Below are 18,385 nucleotides of genomic sequence, written 5' to 3' on the forward strand. Positions count from 1 at the left end.
GTAAAAAAATCTGAATTAATTGCAATCTACATTTGTCACATAATTAATCAAAAAAACAAAATTATGTCACAAAGAATCAACGCATTTGCTATGGGAAATAAATCTGTAAATGCACTTCACACCATGGGATATCATGTAGAAAACTCATCTCTTGACAATGCTTTTCTGGAACTTCTTTATTTTCGTGTTTCACAGATGAATGGCTGTGCTTTTTGCCTGGATATGCATTCGAAACAATTAAGGGCAAAGGGTGAAACCGAGCAGCGAATATTTTTGGTAAGTGCCTGGAGAGAATGCCCATTCTACACAGAAAAGGAAAAGGCAGGTCTCTTATGGGCGGAAAAACTTACCGAACTGAACGGAAAAGAAATTGCGGATGACCTATACCAGGAAGTAAGCAACCATTTTTCTGAAACAGAAATGGTGGATCTTACCATGGCTATTATCGCGATCAACAGCTACAATAGGATAAATATTGCCTTCGGAGCTGAAGTAGGCACTTATCAGGTTCCTCAAAAGAACTAAAAAAGTTTTACAAATAGAATGAAACCTGTATTTCTTGTACAGGTTTCATTTTTTATTATATTAATCCTGTTTAAAAGAATTCATCAATTTATCAAGATTCAGACTTCTGGCAGATGCTTCAAAAATTTCACGGTAAGTCCCGTTTTCCTGAACCAGTTCATTGTGAGTTCCACTTTCAACCACTCTTCCCTTTTTCATAACATAGATTTTATCAGAATCCAGAATCTGAGACAAAGAATGTGAAATAATGATTACTGTTCTTCCTTCTTTAATGGCATCTAAAGAGTTTTTGATCTGTTCGGTTGCAATAGCGTCCAGGCTTGCAGTAGGCTCATCGAGAAAAATAATTGGCGGATTCTTAAGGAATAATCTCGCAATAGCAATTCTTTGTTGTTGTCCCCCTGAAAGCTGGGTAGCATCGTGGTTATACTGATCCGGTAGATCCTGGATCTGTTCATGGAGGTATGCTTTTTTTGCAGCTTCCCGGATTTCATCAAAACTGGCATTCATATTTCCATACCGGATATTATCTTCTATACTTCCCTGAAAAATATGATTTCTTTGAAGTACAAGACCTATATCATTTCTTAAAAATGTGTTATCAAAATCATTTAAATTGACATTATCAAGTAGAATATCTCCTGAATCCGGAAGGTAAAATTTACACAAAAGATTGATAATTGTGGATTTACCGGCACCACTTAATCCTACCAAAGCCGTTGTCTTTCCATTTTCAATTTTCATAGAAACATCATGTAAAGCTTTCGTTCCGTTTGGATAGGTAAAGTCTATATTTTTAAGTTCAAATGTTCCCTTAATTTCCCTTTCTACAAATGTCCCGTTTGGTTCTTTTTCATCGTCAGCATTTAAAATATCAAAGTAACCTTCAGCATAAATCATTGCATCATTCATATCATCATAAATACGATGAAGTTGGCGTATCGGGGATGAAACATTATTGAAGAGCATAATATGAAGCATAATTGCACCAATTGTCATCTGCTGGTCCAGAACAAGATAAACGGTGAGCAAAATGATGAGTACAACCCCAAACTGTTCTATAAAAGTCTTAAGCCCATCATAAATAAAATTTGTTTTTCTGGTGAACATCTGGCTCTCCATTAATTGCATCTGAAGATCATACTGCTTTTTACCCTCGAATTTTTCACGGACAAAACTTTTAATCACCATAATCGAATTGATCAGGTTCAGAAGGCCCGAAGTCTTTTGCTCACGCTGGTTTCTCAGCTGCCTGCGAACCCCACCCAGCTTTTTAGCCTGTAATGAACTTATATAAAAATAAATAGGAACAATTATGGTGGATACCATGCCAACATATACATTTTGCATATACATGATGATCAAAGCAATGATCGCATTGGAAAAGAGAGGCAAAATATCTATGAAAAAATTCTGAACAAGCTTAGTGAGACTTTCAATCCCACGATCGATCCTGATCTGCAATTTTCCTGATTCGTGGTTTTCATCATTAAAATATGCAACCCGGTACGTCAGTATTTTATCAATAGCTGACTGAGCCAGAACAGAACTTACATTGATCCGGATCTTTTCCCCATAGAATTTCTGTCCGAAATTGATAAAAATATTCAACAGTTCTTTTCCCAGTAATATTATGGAAATCACTACCAACACATGAATTCCTTCCGACATAGGATGTGGAAGATGTGTTAGTAGGGTTACCTCGTCAACAGTATACTTCAAAACCAAAGGATTGACCTGGGCTGCAAGAGCTCCTAAAAACGTCAGGAATAAAGTTCCGTAAATCATCAAACGATAAGGCCTTATAAATGGAATAAGCTGTTTATATATTCCAAATAAAGTAACTGTTCTATTAAAAGGTTTCGCCATTATTATAAGATCTTTAGTAAAATTAAAGCTTTTTTAAAACAATCTATAAAAAAAGCCAGCATAAAAGCCGGCTCATTCTTTTGCTATAAAAATTTCTCTTTAATATCGGGTTTTCAAAACGATCTTTCCTAGTTCTAAAAGCTCATCCTGCTGGGTAAAGTGAACACGTCCTTTCTTCGAAAATACTTCCCATGCGATCATGGAAACAATATCATCAACAACTCCCTGTTCTTTAGAATCGTCAACGTACTCAAATGTACGTTCATCAATCATTTTTACCGGCTGTTCATAATCCTGATGTACGATCAGCAGATCACCCCTTCCGTCCAAAGCGGCCTGGTAAATTTCCTGAAGATCCGTAAGAACCGTTCCATGAGACACCGCCTCTTTAACTTCCTCAATAGCCAATGCACGACTTTCTTTTTGTTTAGCCTTAATAATTTCATAAGCCTGCTCTACAATGTGATGCTCATCAGCAGATACATAATTTTTATTATCATGGCCAATATAGATCTTAGGAATGTCAGCAACTTCAAGAAGTTTACTATAATTATCCGCAGTACTAATAACAACTACGTTTAAATTTGATTTTTTGTAAATTTCAACAATGGATTTATCAACCCTGTTAAAATATTCTTTGATCTGATTATCTACCTGTTTGGAATCGCTTCTCACATCTGAATGGGTAATATAAAAGGGATTCTGGGGAAATGGAAACCCTTCCTCTCGGACTTCCCCGACAATAGAATCATTTAATGCTTCGTACAGCTTGGTACCGCTTTGCGTTAAAACTAAGATGAGATATTCCTGAGCTCTTACTGCAGCCTTGATCAGAGGCCTTACAGCAAACTTCTCCTCCACTTCTGTTACATTTCCTCTTGAAGCCCATGTAGATTTTATAATTTCTTCTGTGTCGTTCGACAAAAAAATATGCAAACTATCCAGATTGTACTGATGGTCAATTTTCCCTGCAATATGATCCAGCTTTTCCAAAACTCCTGCGGCAGGTCTTTTTCCGTACTCATCAATAACACGGTTTTCTGCTTCTTTGATGAGGTTTTTTAAAATGATTTCGTCTTGTTGGTTTTCAGGAAATGTTCTGTGGGTATTTAATGAAATACTTACACAAGGTTCATTTCTTTCATTGGCTAGTTTTTGTAATTTTTCTTGTAATGACATATTTGTATTTTTTATTAATAATGAAATTTAATGATTTATTTTATCATTTTAACACAATTAAATACAAAAACCAGGCCTTTAAAACAATTTAAAAGTGCTTTTTATATAAAATACGAAAAATATCAATTTAAAATTTATTCTATATTAAAAATTAGCTATCATTCTTTCTTGGAGAGTAATAATGTACTTTAAAAAATTTCCACCCTTTCTCCTAGGTATGTAAAATATCATATTTTAATTGTTGTATTTAAAATATAACAATTAAATATTTATAGTACATTTGTTTTATCATTAAAAAACGACAAGATGAATAATAAACAAAAAGCCTTAGTAAAGTCAACCGTTGCGGTTTTAAAATCAAACGGTGCAGATCTCACTCAATATTTTTACAACAGAATGTTCAACCATAATCCAGAGCTCAAAAATCTTTTAACATGAGTCATCAGGCAAGTGGCAAGCAACAACACGCACTAGCCGGAGCAGTGCTTGCCTATGCTGAACATATTGAAAATCCAACTTTACTAATTAATATTTTAAGATCTATAGGCAATAAGCACGTCAGCCTTAATATAAAACCGGAACAATATAATATTGTAGGACTTCATCTGATCTCATCGATAAAAGAAGTTTTAGGAAAAGCGGCTACTGACGAATTATTGGAAGCTTGGACGCAAGCCTATCATGAACTTGCCCAAATAATGATTTCTATCGAAGACGAAATATATTGTTCTAACCTAAACAAAAATGGGGGATGGAAAGGTTGGAGAACATTCATCATCAGTAAAATCGTAGAGGAAAGCATGGAGGTTAAATCCTTTTATCTTAAGCCTAAAGATGGGCAGCCAATTGCAGAATACTTTCCCGGTCAATTCATATCTGTAAAAACATATATTCCATCACTGGGATATGAGCAACCAAGACAATATAGTCTATCATCGGCCTTCACTCCTAAATATTACAGGATATCTGTAAAAAAAGAGAAAAATCAATTTAATCCGGATGGTATTGTATCCCATATCATGCATGCTAAGTTAGCAGGAGATGAAATAGAAGTGAGCGCACCTGCAGGAATCTTTCACATTAATCCTTTATCGGAATATCCTTTAGTGCTTATAAGTGGAGGGATTGGAGTTACCCCTCTTTTAAGTATGCTGGAAACAAATGAAAACAACAATCGTAACCCTGTTGTATGGTTGCATAGTTGCCGGGATCAAACAGTTCATTCCTTCAAAGATCATATTGACTATTTAGAACAAAATAATGAATGGCTCACCACCCACATCTTTTATGAAAATAAAAATAAAGAAGATGACCAGGCAATACATGAAGGAAGAATTAACCTCCATGAAGTGAAAGAAGAAATTCTTATTGACAATGCAAAGTATTATATTTGTGGTCCCGAAGCATTTATTAAAGTGCAGTACAATTCTTTGATGCAGTTAGGAATTGCCGGAGAAAATATTTTTTACGAAGAATTCGGACCTCAGTTCCTTCATTTAAATTAGCAATTAATGAAATTGAACCACTTTACTGATTATAGTTTGCGCGTTTTAATCTATTTAAATAAAAAAGATAAGGCTCAGTCCTGCTCATTGGACGAATTATCAGAAAAGTTGAATATTCTTCGCAATCACCTTATTAAAGTGGTTCAGTTTTTATCTCAGAAAGGATTTGTTATTACCAAAAGAGGAAAAAATGGTGGAATCATTATTTCTGATAAGGCCCGTACGACAGGGCTTGGTGATCTTATTCACCTCCTTGAACAGGATGATAGTCCGATTATCAACTGCCAAAGTAAATCTTGCATATTTATATCTTATAACTGTCAGTTAAAATCATTTTTAGACATCGCCTATCAGGCATTTATCGATAGTATGAACAAGCATTATTTATCCGACCTTGTTTTTAATAATTGGGATATCATTTTTGCGAGCCAGCATACCAGTAATTAAAACTTAACCTTCGTAAAGATATGTTGTAAGGTAATGAAGCTCGGGTTTACTTGCTTCTTTTGATTCCGCTTCCGCCTGTTCCAGAGAATATTGGGAGGTAATTTCTTTGCGCTGGAATACAAATGAATTATTTGCATTTTTATCAACCACATCATTGAAGATGTGTTCTATCTCTGAATTTGCCAACGATGCAAAACTAATATCCTCAAATCCATACATCAACCTTAAATCATCAAATTCTGAAAACTGATTATCAACAAAACTTTGAAGCTGTGATTTCGAATCAAAATTCCCTGCCCAGATATTGTATGCGTATTTCTTCTTTTTAGGCTTATCCAGGATACTCTGATACACAAAATTTTCACCCAGATAAGCTTCCCTTACTTGCGGATCATTTGCCAGGTCCTCCGGAAGACCTTCTTTCAGGATCCTGCCTTCAAACATGATGTATGTTTTATTAGTAATAGCGAGAGTCTGCTGAACATTATGGTCGGTGATTAAAATTCCGATATTTTTATCGACAAGACTTCTTACAATTTTCTGTATATCTTCTACTGCAATCGGGTCTACCCCTGCAAAAGGTTCATCCAGAAGGATAAAGTTCGGGCTGGTAGCAAGACAGCGCGCAATTTCAGTCCTACGTCTTTCTCCTCCGGAAAGAAGATCTCCTCTGTTTTTACGAACATGCTGCAATGAAAATTCTTCGATCAGCTCATCACATTTGATTTGCTGTTCACGCTTGGAGAGATTGGTAAGCTGTAAAACTCCCATAATATTTTCCTCAACAGAAAGTTTTCTGAAGACAGAGGCCTCCTGAGCAAGATAACCAATTCCTTTTTGTGCTCTGCGATACATCGCATCAGTTGTTATTTCCTGTTTATCCAGGAAAATTTTACCGGATGTCGGCTTAACCAATCCCACGATCATATAAAATGAAGTGGTTTTACCTGCTCCGTTAGGACCTAGCAAACCAACAATTTCTCCCTGCTGGACTTGTACAGAAACGCCTTTTACAACTTTTTTTGGACCGTATTCTTTGATTAAGTTTTCTCCTCGTAAAATCATAGTCGCAAAGATATAAATTTGTTTTAAGTTATGATTTTGTAACTACTCATATTTTTCTTCGACTTATGTTAAAAACAATTCACTTTATCATAAAAAATACTAAAATGGAAAATTACGGTTATACAAAAACAGAAAATACCCGGGATCAGCAGGCCCATGTACCTTATCGCTCTGAAAAAAAGATCCCTGCTGCAATACTAGGTATACTTGTAGGATGGCTTGCCCTGAATAAATTTTATCTTGGCTATACTAAAGAAGGTATTATTCAGATTGTTTTAAACCTTGTTACTTTTGGGGCAGCTTCTATCATTCCTTTCATTGAAGGTATATTGTACCTGTTTATGAGTGACAAACAGTTTGATGACACTTATGTATATGGTAAAAAAGGCTGGCTGTAAATCCAGGCATCAGATATTCTAACGAATTTGATACATTTACTGAACCAACAGCAAATTAATTTTTATGGAAAATAACAAAGAATTAACAGAACTCCTTGCATTAGATTTAGGAATCAACCTGGTTGACCGTAGACCTTATGCTAAGGAAGTTTTTAAATGGCAGGATATGGATCTCCTTCCCCATTCATCCACAGACACCTTACTTTGTGAAATTTTTGAATGGAATGGCAGAAACTGGAGAACAACCAGCAATAATCTTATTGGGTATCTCTTTTCAGGAGAGAATCTGACTACAATAAAAAACCAGTTGATTAATGCTCCGAAACATCCTGCTCTGATTCCTGATTTTGAATTTACCAAAGACAGCATGATCGAATACGGCCTTTCGCTGCCTTCTCTTTTTAATATCGGAGTTAACGGAAATATAAAAAATGCTAAAAACTTTTCTGTCCGTGTCAATGGAGTAACAAAATCAAGAATCACCAACATTGATTCTCCGGGAATTGAAATTTTAAAAAACTATTCAGCATTTACCCAGGATAAAACAAAGACGTACAGAAAAAATATCAAGTTTAATTATTTGAGTACTTCTTTATTTTATGCCGAAAGCGTTGAGATTTATTTAGAAAAAGAATCTTCAACTGTTCTGGATGTAAGCTTTCAAACGCAGGACGTTGAAGTGGAATCAAAGTTAGATACGGATACTAAGAAACATTTTGTTCTAAAATATATGGGTAACCAGGCTCCCTTTGCTGCTAAATTTACAAAAGGTAAAGATTTCAATATAATGTGATAAATTTTAACTATATTTAGTTTATCTAAAAAAATAAATATTATCATGAAAAAATTAACGAAAAAAAATCTAAAAACCATCAACGGTGGAAATATAAGACCACCCGATGCAAATGGCAACTGCCCATCAGGTTGGTTTTTATGCCCAAGTAATATCTGCGTTTATGACAATGGAGGTAAAGACCCTATAGTTCCGGGAAAACCTCATTACAATGCCTGTTTCGGATAAATAAAAAACACCTCTATATAGAGGTGTTTTTTATTTATCTGTTTTAAAACTATTTATTTAAAAGCATTGCTGCTTCCTTTGCAAAATAAGTGAAGATCATATCTGCACCAGCTCTTTTAAAACATGTTAAGCTCTCAATGATCGTTTTATCATTATCTAGCCAGCCGTTTTGGGCAGCCGCTTTTACCATTGCATATTCTCCACTTACATTGTACACAGCAATCGGAAGATCAATTGCTTCACGAACTTTAGAAACAATATCAAGATAAGGAAGCCCCGGTTTAATCATAATGATATCCGCTCCTTCATCAATATCTTTAAATACTTCATTTAAAGCTTCCCTGGAATTATGAAAATCCATCTGATAAGTCTTTTTATCTTTTGGAATTTCCATATTATCTTTTGGAGCACTATCCAGAGCACTTCTGAAAGGTCCATAAAAAGAACTTGCGTATTTTGCGGAATAACTTAAAATTCCTACATCTGTAAATCCACTTTCTTCTAAGGCTTCACGAATCCCTAATACTCTGCCATCCATCATATCACTTGGTGCGACAATGTCTGCCCCGGCTTCTGCATGAGATACAGACATTCTTGCCAGTGCATCTACAGTTGCATCATTTACAATTTTTCCGTTTTCGATTATTCCGTCATGTCCATAAATAGAATAAGGATCCAGCGCTACATCAGGCATAACGATCATTTCGGGAAGAGCATCTTTTATGGCTTTAATGGTGTTCTGCATTAATCCGTTTTTGTTCCAAGCTTCTTTTCCCGTATTATCTTTTAAATGATCTGACACCTTCATATACAGGTTGACAGATTTTACCCCCAAAGAAAACAGTTCTTTACACTCTTTAACTGTAAGATCGATACTCCGCCTGAATATTCCCGGCATTGATGCAATTGGTTCCTGCTTGTTTTCACCCTCCATTACGAAGATAGGCATTACGAAATCATGAGTTGTAAGTACATTTTCCCTTACCAAACTTCTCATTGATTCATTTACTCGTAGCCTTCTGTTTCTTGAATGTATCATTTTGGAATACTTTTTGAATAAGTTTATGCAAATTTACTACAAGTTAAATGAAAAAATATGTTGGAGAGTGGTAGATTTTTTATATTTTTGTTTTATAAATACTTGAGAAATTATATTTTGATGAAAAAACTTTTACTTTTATTTCTTTTCGCAGGCACTTTTGTTGGATTTTCCAGCAATCTAAATGCACAACTCAGGGAGCCTGGTTCCATCTCACAAAAATCTGATGATGGAGTTTTTATTGCTTACCCTAATCCTGCGAAAGATTTCCTCATTATTCGAGCAAAAGACCCTTCTTTGAAGGTTAAAAATGTTACATTCTATTCTATTCTTGGTACACAGGTTGCTACTTATGCGGTTAATATGAATTCGGGAGAAATTAATATTGAAAAATTAAAACCCGGTAAATATTTGATCCGTTACATTTTAAGTGACAACACTCAAAAAGTTACCCAGATCGTAAAACAATAAATTAAATCCTGATAATCATCAGGATTTTTTCTTTTACGTTAGTAGTCCTTTTAATTATTCCGTAACTTTCGGGACATTTTTATACTAATAGTAAAAAAACAATTTAATGCTAAAAGCTGAACATATTACTAAAACCTACAATGCCGGAAAAAAAACCGCATTGGATGATTTTAGCATACATGTCCCAAAAGGGAGCATCTATGGTCTTTTAGGCCCAAATGGAGCGGGAAAAACATCATTTATCCGTATCATCAATCAAATTACCCAGGCAGACTCCGGAACTATATTCATCAATGGAGAGAAGTTAAATCCCGATCACATCAAAAATATCGGTTACATGCCTGAAGAAAGAGGTTTGTATAAAAATATGAGTGTAGGAGATCAGATTCTTTACTTCGCAGAACTAAAAGGAATGAGCAAAAATGATGCTCTCAGTGAAGCAAAGAAATGGTTTGAAAAACTTAATATTGATCAGTGGTGGAAGAAAAAGCTTTCCGAGCTTTCGAAAGGGATGGCACAAAAAATCCAGTTTGTAGTTACGGTATTACACAGACCACATTTACTTATTCTCGATGAGCCCTTTTCAGGTTTTGACCCCGTAAATGCAAATTTAATAAAGGATCAGATTATTGATCTTAAAAATAATGGAACTACCATCATTCTTTCAACCCACAGAATGGAAAGTGTAGAAGAGATGTGCGACTATGTAGCACTAATCGACAATTCGAAAAAAGTTTTGGATGGCAGAGTTTTCGACGTTAGGGAAAAATTCAAAAAGAACATCTTCGGTATTACCCTTTCGGCTGTAAATGATTCAAATTTTGAGACATTCAAACAGAAATATGAGGTGTTTAATTTCTCAAATGAAAATGATCTTATTTCTTTTGATCTGAAAAACGAAAGTGATCAGAACAACATCCTTTTAGATTTGGTACATGTGGGAAAAGTCAGATCATTTGACGAAAGAATTCCGAGCATGAATGAAGTATTTATTAACGCTGTAGGCCATCATTCTTAATTTTATGAATAATATTTTTTTAATAACCAAAAGGGAATTCCTTACACAGGTCAAGAAGAAATCCTTCATTATATTAACTTTACTTGCTCCTCTTATGATCATTGCTTTTGGAGCAATTATTGGACTGATGTTTAAAGCCAATGAATCACATAACGTCATTGAAGTAGTAGACCGAAGTGGCTTATTCAAGGATCAGCTACCATCAGATTCCAAACTCAATTATATTTTTGTTCCTGTTGCAGAAGAAAAATCGAAAATCAGTACATTAAAAGGAAATGAATCTTTGGATGGAATCCTTATTCTACCTGAACTGAATAATCATAATTTTGATGATCTTGAAAAAAACACAAGGCTTGTCATCAACAGCAAAATAGGTTTTGATACTAAGCAACGTATCGTTTCAGATATTTCAAATGTCATTAAAAAGGAAAAAATCAAAGAATTGGGTATTGCAGAAACCCAGCTCAATAATCTTGATAAAAGCTTCTCTTTAAAAACGATTAATGTTTCTGAAGATAATAAAGAGGATTCTGACCTTACTTTCGGGGTAAAATCCGGACTAAGTATGGTTTTGATGTATGTAACTTTCATGTTCATTATTATCTATGGAGTACGGGTGATGAGAAGTGTACTTGAGGAAAAGAATAACAGAGTGGTGGAAATCATTATTTCTTCCGTAAAGCCGTTTGAGCTTATGATGGGAAAAATTTTGGGAGTAACGATGGTAGCTTTAACTCAGTTTATTATCTGGATTACCATGTCCGTTATCGGAGCCCTGGTATTGAATACCGGCTTTTCATCTATTCAGAAAAACATTCCCGGAAGAAGCGAAGGAATGGCAAGTAAACTGGATGTAACACAAATCGCTACACAGGTTTCCCATAGTCTGCTTGAACTTAATTTCCCTTTGATTATTTTTGTATTTATTGTTTTCTTCCTTCTTGGATATATCTTTTACAGCTCTGTATATGCTGCCATTGGTTCTGCCGTGGACAATGAGACAGAAACACAGCAGTTTACCTTATTTGCTATATTGCCATTAACTTTGGGGATGTATGGCAGCTTTTCATTAATGAATAACCCTGACGGTCCGTTGGGATTCTGGCTATCCATGATTCCTTTCACGTCTCCTGTCGCTATGATTGCCAGGATTCCTTTTGGAGTTCCTGCATGGCAAATCGCACTGTCAATAACACTGTTAGTAGTGACAACATTTTTTATGATCTTTTTAGCCGGTAAAATCTATAGAGTCGGTATTTTAATGTATGGAAATAAAGCAACCCTTAAGGAGCTTTGGAAATGGATTAGAAATTAATTCTATATAGTCAAAAAAATAACCCCGGAAAATGGTTCCGGGGTTATTTTTTTATTTTAAGTGTTGTCTTAGTTGAATATGTAACTTAAGCTTACACTAAGAACTTGTTCAGACTTACTTTTGCTAGTTCCGCCAGGTTCTTTTCCCAGATCAGGATAGGTATTTGAAAATCCAAAATCGTATTTTAAAGCTAGTTCGAGTTGTCTCTTATAGCTATATCCTACTCCTACACCCAGTCCAAAATTAAAACTGTTTGCTTTGCCACTTACTCCCGGATTTTTTGGATCTGTTACATCCGGATCATAGTATGGTCTGCTTACAGGAACATTTTTAACATTTTGATTTAGCAAAAAATTAAATCGAGGGCCTATCATTCCAAAAAATTCAGATTCTGCCTCTGAAAAATATCCTTTGAAATAGATAGGTACACTTAGATAATTATTGGCATATACCGCATCATATCCGTCTCTTCCTTTAACATCTTTATCTTTTCCTGTTTCCCCTGCACCGTAGTACAAAACTTCAGGTTGGATATAGAATTGGTTTCCCTTTCCAACAGGAATCAAAGCTAAGGCTCCTGCCTGTACTGCGTATCGGGGACCGGAAGGGTTGTGCGCATTTTGCACCCGGGAATAGTTTCCTCCTGCCGTGATACCGAATCTTGTCCCGCTGAAATTAATCTGAGCAAAAGACAAGGTAGAGAAAGCCAGGGCAGAGGCTAATAAAAGTTTTTTCATATTGTTTTGTTTTATGGTTTATCCTAGCACTTTAGCTACAGTAACGCCAATGTCAGCAGGAGAATCTACAACGTTAATTCCATTTTCTCTCATGATTTCCATTTTAGCCTGAGCAGTATCTTCAGCTCCACCTACAATAGCACCAGCATGTCCCATTGTTCTTCCTTTAGGTGCCGTTTGTCCTGCAATAAAACCTACTACAGGTTTAGTAGAACCACTTGCTTTGTACCATCTTGCAGCTTCAGCTTCAAGTCCACCACCAATTTCACCAATCATCACTACTGCTTCTGTTTCAGGGTCATTGATAAACAACTCCAACGCTTCTCTTGTCGTAGTTCCAATAATTGGATCTCCACCAATACCGATAGCTGTTGAAATACCAAAACCAGCTCTTACAACCTGGTCAGCAGCTTCGTAAGTAAGAGTACCAGATTTAGAAACGATACCTACTTTACCTTTCTTGAAAACGAAACCTGGCATAATACCAATTTTAGCTTCTTCTGAAGTAATAATCCCAGGGCAGTTCGGACCGATCAATCTACAGTCTCTGTCTGCGATGTAAGATTTTACTTTTACCATATCCGCTACAGGAATTCCTTCAGTAATACATACGATAACTTTAATTCCAGCTTCAGCAGCTTCCATAATAGCATCAGCAGCAAATGCAGGTGGTACGAAAATAATACTTACGTTAGCTCCAGCTTTTTGAACAGCATCAGCAACCGTATTAAATACAGGCTTTCCTAAGTGTTCGCTTCCTCCCTTTCCCGGAGTAACCCCACCTACTACGTTGGTTCCGTATTCAATCATCTGACCAGCATGGAAAGTACCTTCGTTTCCTGTAAATCCTTGTACAATTACTTTAGAATCTTTGTTTACTAAAATTGACATTTTATTGTTGTTTTTAATTTATTTACTATTTTATTAATGCTCACAAATTTACTTAAATTTCTTTGATTTTAGACTAATCCAAAAGAATTGTTTATTTGAGATTTCTCAGCTTTACCTCTTTCTTCAAATACTCACGAAATTCTTCTGCAATCATTCCAAAATAGGTTCCTTTAGTCAGGTCTCTGTTCACTCCCACCTTGGCCAGAAGGATGGTTCCTTTCTCCAGTCTGATTCCTGATGCAACTCCAACCTGCCCCCACATGGTGACCTCATCTTCAACAATACAACATCCTGCTATTCCTACCTGAGAAGCAATCAAACATCTTTTACCAATTATGGTATCATGACCTATCTGAATCAGATTGTCTAATACAGAACCTTCTCCTATTATGGTAGAATCCGTAACACCTCTGTCTATAGTACAATTATTACCAATTTCAACGTTGTTTTCAATAATAACATTTCCTACTGAAACAAGACGATCAAAATTACCATTCAGCTTTCTGTAATAAAATGCATCACCTCCCAATACCGTTCCGGATTGAATAATAACATTATCACCGATCACGGTCCTGTCACCAATCACAACATTGGGGAATATGTGGGTATTCTTCCCTATCTTCACATTATTGCCAATCACTGCAGAAGGATGAATTCTGGTTCCTTCTCCAATTTCAACATCATGTAATTCTTCTGTAAAATTGTATATTCTTGTAAAATGAGTATTGATAAAATTAAAATCCCTGAACGGATCTTCAGAAACAAGAAGAGCTTTTCCTTCCGGGCACTCTACCTCTTTATCGATAAGAATGACCGTTGCTGCCGAATTCAGTGCTTTGTCATAATATTTCGGGTGGTTAACAAATACAATATCCCCGGGGGTTACCCTATGGATCTCATTGGTTCCCAACACTTCAAAATCTTCGGAGCCAATAAATCTTGCCCCAATTAAATCAGCTATTGTTTTAAGCTTTTGTGGAGAATGGAATCTCATACATTAATCTTATTATAAAATAAAATTCGGACTGCAGGTGCAGACCGAATTTATGTAGATTATATTGTTATTTTACTCTTTCTAAATAAGTACCGTCTTCAGTATTTACTTTGATTTTGTCTCCCGGCTCAATAAACAGTGGAACCATTACTCTTGCTCCTGTTTCAACGATTGCATTCTTAAGAGCATTCGTAGCAGTATTCCCTTTTACTCCCGGATCTGCTTCAATTACATCTAAAAATACAGATTGTGGAAGTTCAGCGGAAAGAGGAGTTTCATCAGCTTCTTTCAGGATGATTGTAACTTCTTCACCAGCCTTCATAAACTGAGCGTTTTCAATCATTTCCTTATTGATATACAACTGGGAAAAGTCGTCATTGTTCATGAAGTGGAATCCATTCTCATCATCATAAAGATACTGGAATTTTCTTGTAATTACTTTTACTTCATCTATTTTATGTCCCGCTGAAAAAGTATTATCAATTACTTTTCCATTAGTTACAGATTTTAATTTGGTTCTAACAAAAGCAGGTCCTTTTCCTGGTTTTACGTGAAGAAATTCAATTACCTTGAAAATATCATTGCTATATTCAATGCAAAGTCCCTTTCTGATATCGTTACTTGTTGCCATTAATTTTTTATATTATCTTTTTATTTTAAAATGAGTTACTCTTTTCCAGTACCATAACCTTTTACGATACCTCTTGGAGAGTTTTGTATAAACTGAAGGATTTCATCTCTTTCAGCCGTTGGTAGCATTTCTTTTTCAATATGACTAATTGCCTGAGACACATTCATCTTCATCTGGAAAATAGCTCTGTAGATCTTTTGGATCTCAAAAATTTTCTCATTTGTGAATCCTCTTCTTCTTAAACCTACTGAATTAATCCCTGCATAAGACATCGGTTCTCTCGCAACTTTTACGTAAGGAGGAATATCTTTTCTTACCAATGTACCCCCAGAGATCATTACATGTTTTCCTATTTTCCCAAACTGATGAACAGCACTTAGTCCTCCCATTACCGTATAGTCACCTATTTCTACGTGACCGGCAATACCGCAACCGTTTACTATGATAACATGATCTCCAATTACACAATCGTGTGCAATATGAGAAGTAGCCATAATCAGACAGTTTTTACCTATTTTGGTATAGCCTAGCGCTTTAGTACCCCTGTTTACGGTAACACACTCTCTGATTGTAGTCTCGTCACCGATAATTACCTGAGTATCTTCACCATCAAACTTTAAATCCTGCGGAATCGCAGAAATTACAGTTCCCGGAAAAATCCTGCAATTCTTCCCTATTCTAGCTCCATCCATAATGGTAACATTGGGACCTATCCAGCTTCCTTCTCCAATTTCCACGTCCCCTGCAATAGTAGTAAAAGGTTCTACGATTACGTTCTTGCTGATTTTTGCACGTTTATCTACGGCAGCTAATTGATGAACCATTTAGTCAACTTTATTTTTTGCAACTTGAGCCATTAATTCGGCTTCTACAGCCACTGTATCTCCTACATATCCGTATCCCTGCATATGAACGATACCTCTTCTAATCGGCTCTATCAATTCAATTTTGAAAATCATCGTATCTCCCGGAACTACTTTTCTTTTGAATTTTACTTTATCCATTTTGATGAAATAAGTAGAATAGTTTTCAGGATCCGGAACACTTGCAAGAACCAAAATTCCTCCGGTTTGAGCTAAAGCTTCTACTTGCAAAACCCCCGGCATTACAGGTTCTTTTGGAAAATGCCCAACAAAGAATGGTTCATTCATTGTAACGTTTTTCAAACCTACTACGTGAGAATCCGAAAGCTCCAGAACCTTATCGATCAATAAGAACGGAGGTCTGTGAGGCATCAGTTTCATGATTCCGTTAATATCAAAAACCGGTTCTTTTGTAAGATCAAAATCAGGCACATTTTTCTTTTTTTGCAGTTTCCACTGACGATTCAGTTTTTTTGCAAATTGAGTATTCACGAAATGTCCTGGTTTATTTGCGATAACTTTACCTTTTATTTTAACACCAGCTAAAGCCAGATCACCAATTACATCAAGTAACTTATGTCTTGCTGCCTCATTAGGATAATTTAAAGTAAGGTTATCAAGAATACCATTTGGTCTGATAGAAACATTGTCTTTACCAAATGCTTTTTTAAGTTTTTCTGTGGTATCCGGAGTTAAATCCTTATCAACGTAAACAATTGCATTAGAAATATCACCTCCTTTAATAAGACCATGATCTAAAAGCATTTCCAGTTCATGTAAGAAGCTGAATGTTCTTGCTGATGAAATTTCCTCTTTAAACTCAGAGATATTTTTAAGTGTAGCATTTTGGGTACCTAATACTTTAGTTCCAAAATCTACCATCGTTGTAATTTCGTAGTTATCTGATGGAATAATGGTAATCTCAGAACCCGTTGCAGGGTCTGTATAGCTAAGAACTTCTTTTACCACAAGGTATTCTCGGGCAATGGCCTGCTCAACTACCCCTACACTTTCGATAGCTTCAACAAAAAACTTTGAAGATCCATCCATAATAGGAGGTTCTGAAGCATCCATCTCCAATATAGCGTTATCGACATCGCAGCCTACTAAAGCTGCAAGAAGATGCTCGCATGTGTTAATTTTAACGCCTAGCTTTTCTAAGGTTGTCCCTCTTTCTGTTGCTACAACATAGTTAACATCTGCTTCAACCTGAGGGTGCCCCTCTAAATCGGTTCTTACAAAAACAAAACCTGTATTTTCTTTAGCAGGTTTAATGGTAAGTTTTACTTCTTTACCAGTATGAAGGCCAATTCCAGAAAGAGTTACCTCTTGCTGAAGTGTTTTTTGCATATCACTCATTAGTATTATCTTTTGAGGTATTCTCAAGATTATTTATTCTTCCTACGATTTCAGTAAAATTCCTGAAATGAACATAATTTCTCAAATAGTCATTATAACTGATTGCAGGTGAACCATATAAAGTTTCTTTATCACCTACACTGGAGTTCACTCCACTCTGAGCCTGAATTTTCACCTGATTGCCGATCTTAATATGACCAACTACACCTACCTGTCCTCCAATCTGATTCCAGTCTCCGATCGTTGTAGAGCCTGCAATTCCGGCCTGGGCTGCAATTACATTATTCTGACCAATCTTAACGTTATGCGCAATCTGAATCAGGTTATCTATTTTTGTTCCTTTTCCAATAATGGTAGATCCAATGGTAGCCCTGTCTATACTACAGTTTGAACCAATTTCCACATCATCTTCAATAATAACGTTCCCAAGTTGTGGAATTTTTTTAAATCCTTCTGCTGTTGGCTGAAAACCAAATCCATCTCCCCCTACTACCGTATTGGAATGGATAACACAATTATCCCCAATAACACAATAATCATAGATCCTTGCTCCGCTATCTATTTTGCAGTTCTTTCCAATTTTAACACCTTTTCCGATGTATACTTGTGGATAGATTTGTGTCCCCTCTCCGATTTTAGCTTTTTCTGAAACATAGGTAAATGCTCCAATATATACTTTATCTGCTATTACAGCGGTATCGTGAATAGATGCTCCGTCTTCGATTCCTTCTTTTTTTCCCTGCATTTCCTGATACAGATTCATAAGAACCTGAAAGGACAGATATGCATCTTTTACGGCAATAATAGTAGGAGTATAACTATCTTTTACAAGAAGTTTTTCTGAAGCAATAATTACTGAACACTTGGAAGTATCCAAATAATGAGAAAACCGGTCCTGAGCTATAAAAGAAAGATGTCCCGATTCTCCATTTTCAATTGGTGAAACGCCATTAATAAGTGCATTTTCGTCACCTATTATTTTCCCGTCAATAAAACTTGCAATTTGCGAAGCTGTAAATTCCATATTCTGCAAAGATAAGAAATTCTATAATTCGTAA

The 18,385-nt window shown here is 35.8% G+C and carries 20 protein-coding genes and 1 pseudogene; 10 read left to right on the forward strand and 11 right to left on the reverse strand.

Going from position 1 to position 18,385, the window contains the following annotated elements; all coding sequences use genetic code 11:
* The first annotated feature begins 63 nt into the window (after nucleotides 1–63).
* Nucleotides 64–525, forward strand: a complete 462-nt coding sequence (locus MTQ00_RS11045) for a carboxymuconolactone decarboxylase family protein (RefSeq protein ID WP_273649023.1) — start codon at nucleotides 64–66, stop codon at nucleotides 523–525.
* 60 nt (nucleotides 526–585) lie between these two features.
* Here MTQ00_RS11045 and MTQ00_RS11050 read toward each other — a convergent pair whose 3' ends face one another.
* Together MTQ00_RS11050 and MTQ00_RS11055 are read right to left on the reverse strand one after the other, a co-directional pair.
* Nucleotides 586–2,313, reverse strand: a complete 1,728-nt coding sequence (locus tag MTQ00_RS11050) for an ABC transporter ATP-binding protein (protein ID WP_273651058.1) — start codon at nucleotides 2,311–2,313, stop codon at nucleotides 586–588.
* 180 nt (nucleotides 2,314–2,493) lie between these two features.
* On the reverse strand, nucleotides 2,494–3,573 hold the full coding sequence (locus MTQ00_RS11055; protein ID WP_273649025.1) for a baeRF3 domain-containing protein: 1,080 nt from the start codon (nucleotides 3,571–3,573) through the stop codon (nucleotides 2,494–2,496).
* A gap of 306 nt (nucleotides 3,574–3,879) precedes the next feature.
* Between MTQ00_RS11055 and MTQ00_RS11060 the strand changes: the two genes are divergently transcribed.
* Genes MTQ00_RS11060 through MTQ00_RS11070 form a run of 3 tightly spaced genes read left to right on the forward strand, consistent with a single transcriptional unit; the run spans nucleotide 3,880 to nucleotide 5,525 of the window.
* A complete protein-coding gene (locus tag MTQ00_RS11060; RefSeq protein ID WP_273649027.1) occupies nucleotides 3,880–4,011 on the forward strand; it encodes a globin domain-containing protein in 132 nt (43 codons plus the stop codon).
* Complete coding sequence (locus tag MTQ00_RS11065; protein ID WP_273649029.1) at nucleotides 4,008–5,078, forward strand: globin domain-containing protein; 1,071 nt, start codon at nucleotides 4,008–4,010, stop codon at nucleotides 5,076–5,078. The genes MTQ00_RS11060 and MTQ00_RS11065 overlap by 4 nt, the downstream gene beginning before the upstream one ends.
* Before the next feature lie 6 nt (nucleotides 5,079–5,084).
* Complete coding sequence (locus tag MTQ00_RS11070; RefSeq protein ID WP_273649031.1) at nucleotides 5,085–5,525, forward strand: Rrf2 family transcriptional regulator; 441 nt, start codon at nucleotides 5,085–5,087, stop codon at nucleotides 5,523–5,525.
* A 339-nt stretch (nucleotides 5,526–5,864) separates the two neighbouring features.
* Here the strand turns inward: MTQ00_RS11070 and lptB are convergent.
* A pseudogene (gene lptB / locus MTQ00_RS11075) lies at nucleotides 5,865–6,590 on the reverse strand (LPS export ABC transporter ATP-binding protein); the annotation flags it as partial.
* Between the two features lie 104 nt (nucleotides 6,591–6,694).
* Between lptB and MTQ00_RS11080 the strand changes: the two are divergent.
* The 3 genes from MTQ00_RS11080 (at nucleotide 6,695) to MTQ00_RS11090 (ending at nucleotide 8,009) form a co-directional block, all read left to right on the forward strand.
* A complete protein-coding gene (locus MTQ00_RS11080; protein ID WP_273649035.1) occupies nucleotides 6,695–6,988 on the forward strand; it encodes a TM2 domain-containing protein in 294 nt (97 codons plus the stop codon).
* A gap of 64 nt (nucleotides 6,989–7,052) precedes the next feature.
* Complete coding sequence (locus tag MTQ00_RS11085; protein ID WP_273649037.1) at nucleotides 7,053–7,781, forward strand: hypothetical protein; 729 nt, start codon at nucleotides 7,053–7,055, stop codon at nucleotides 7,779–7,781.
* A gap of 45 nt (nucleotides 7,782–7,826) precedes the next feature.
* The gene (locus tag MTQ00_RS11090; RefSeq protein WP_172279961.1) at nucleotides 7,827–8,009 is read left to right on the forward strand and encodes a bacteriocin; all 183 of its coding nucleotides are present in this window, start codon (nucleotides 7,827–7,829) and stop codon (nucleotides 8,007–8,009) included.
* 49 nt (nucleotides 8,010–8,058) lie between these two features.
* Here MTQ00_RS11090 and hemB read toward each other — a convergent pair whose 3' ends face one another.
* Nucleotides 8,059–9,048, reverse strand: a complete 990-nt coding sequence (gene hemB, locus MTQ00_RS11095; RefSeq protein ID WP_172279963.1) for a porphobilinogen synthase — start codon at nucleotides 9,046–9,048, stop codon at nucleotides 8,059–8,061.
* Nucleotides 9,049–9,168: 120 nt separating this feature from the next.
* On the opposite strand from hemB, the gene MTQ00_RS11100 reads away from it, so the two are divergent.
* The 3 genes from MTQ00_RS11100 to MTQ00_RS11110 all read left to right on the forward strand — a co-directional run bounded on the left by MTQ00_RS11100 (nucleotide 9,169) and on the right by MTQ00_RS11110 (nucleotide 11,852).
* Nucleotides 9,169–9,519 (forward strand): T9SS type A sorting domain-containing protein, encoded by a 351-nt coding sequence (locus MTQ00_RS11100; protein ID WP_172279965.1) that lies wholly within the window; start codon nucleotides 9,169–9,171, stop codon nucleotides 9,517–9,519.
* A 106-nt stretch (nucleotides 9,520–9,625) separates the two neighbouring features.
* Complete coding sequence (locus tag MTQ00_RS11105) at nucleotides 9,626–10,537, forward strand: ABC transporter ATP-binding protein (protein WP_273649040.1); 912 nt, start codon at nucleotides 9,626–9,628, stop codon at nucleotides 10,535–10,537.
* Between the two features lie 4 nt (nucleotides 10,538–10,541).
* Entirely contained in the window at nucleotides 10,542–11,852 is a 1,311-nt protein-coding gene (locus tag MTQ00_RS11110; protein ID WP_273649041.1) for an ABC transporter permease, read from the forward strand.
* Nucleotides 11,853–11,920: 68 nt separating this feature from the next.
* Here MTQ00_RS11110 and MTQ00_RS11115 read toward each other — a convergent pair whose 3' ends face one another.
* The 7 genes from MTQ00_RS11115 to lpxD form a co-directional block, all read right to left on the reverse strand.
* A complete protein-coding gene (locus MTQ00_RS11115) occupies nucleotides 11,921–12,589 on the reverse strand; it encodes a porin family protein (protein ID WP_273649043.1) in 669 nt (222 codons plus the stop codon).
* Between the two features lie 18 nt (nucleotides 12,590–12,607).
* A complete protein-coding gene (sucD, locus tag MTQ00_RS11120) occupies nucleotides 12,608–13,480 on the reverse strand; it encodes a succinate--CoA ligase subunit alpha (RefSeq protein WP_273649044.1) in 873 nt (290 codons plus the stop codon).
* Nucleotides 13,481–13,571: 91 nt separating this feature from the next.
* Nucleotides 13,572–14,474, reverse strand: a complete 903-nt coding sequence (locus MTQ00_RS11125) for a UDP-3-O-(3-hydroxymyristoyl)glucosamine N-acyltransferase (protein WP_273649046.1) — start codon at nucleotides 14,472–14,474, stop codon at nucleotides 13,572–13,574.
* 67 nt (nucleotides 14,475–14,541) lie between these two features.
* Entirely contained in the window at nucleotides 14,542–15,105 is a 564-nt protein-coding gene (efp, locus tag MTQ00_RS11130) for an elongation factor P (protein WP_172279977.1), read from the reverse strand.
* A gap of 35 nt (nucleotides 15,106–15,140) precedes the next feature.
* A complete protein-coding gene (lpxA, locus tag MTQ00_RS11135; RefSeq protein ID WP_172279979.1) occupies nucleotides 15,141–15,929 on the reverse strand; it encodes an acyl-ACP--UDP-N-acetylglucosamine O-acyltransferase in 789 nt (262 codons plus the stop codon).
* On the reverse strand, nucleotides 15,930–17,327 hold the full coding sequence (locus tag MTQ00_RS11140) for a bifunctional UDP-3-O-[3-hydroxymyristoyl] N-acetylglucosamine deacetylase/3-hydroxyacyl-ACP dehydratase (RefSeq protein WP_172279981.1): 1,398 nt from the start codon (nucleotides 17,325–17,327) through the stop codon (nucleotides 15,930–15,932). It lies immediately after the preceding gene.
* Nucleotides 17,320–18,351, reverse strand: a complete 1,032-nt coding sequence (gene lpxD, locus MTQ00_RS11145; protein ID WP_172279983.1) for a UDP-3-O-(3-hydroxymyristoyl)glucosamine N-acyltransferase — start codon at nucleotides 18,349–18,351, stop codon at nucleotides 17,320–17,322. The genes MTQ00_RS11140 and lpxD overlap by 8 nt, the downstream gene beginning before the upstream one ends.
* Nucleotides 18,352–18,385: the final 34 nt, after the last annotated feature.

Origin of the sequence: Chryseobacterium sp. B21-037, assembly GCF_028570785.1 — a bacterium.
GTDB classification, from domain to species: Bacteria; Bacteroidota; Bacteroidia; order Flavobacteriales; family Weeksellaceae; genus Chryseobacterium; species Chryseobacterium proteolyticum.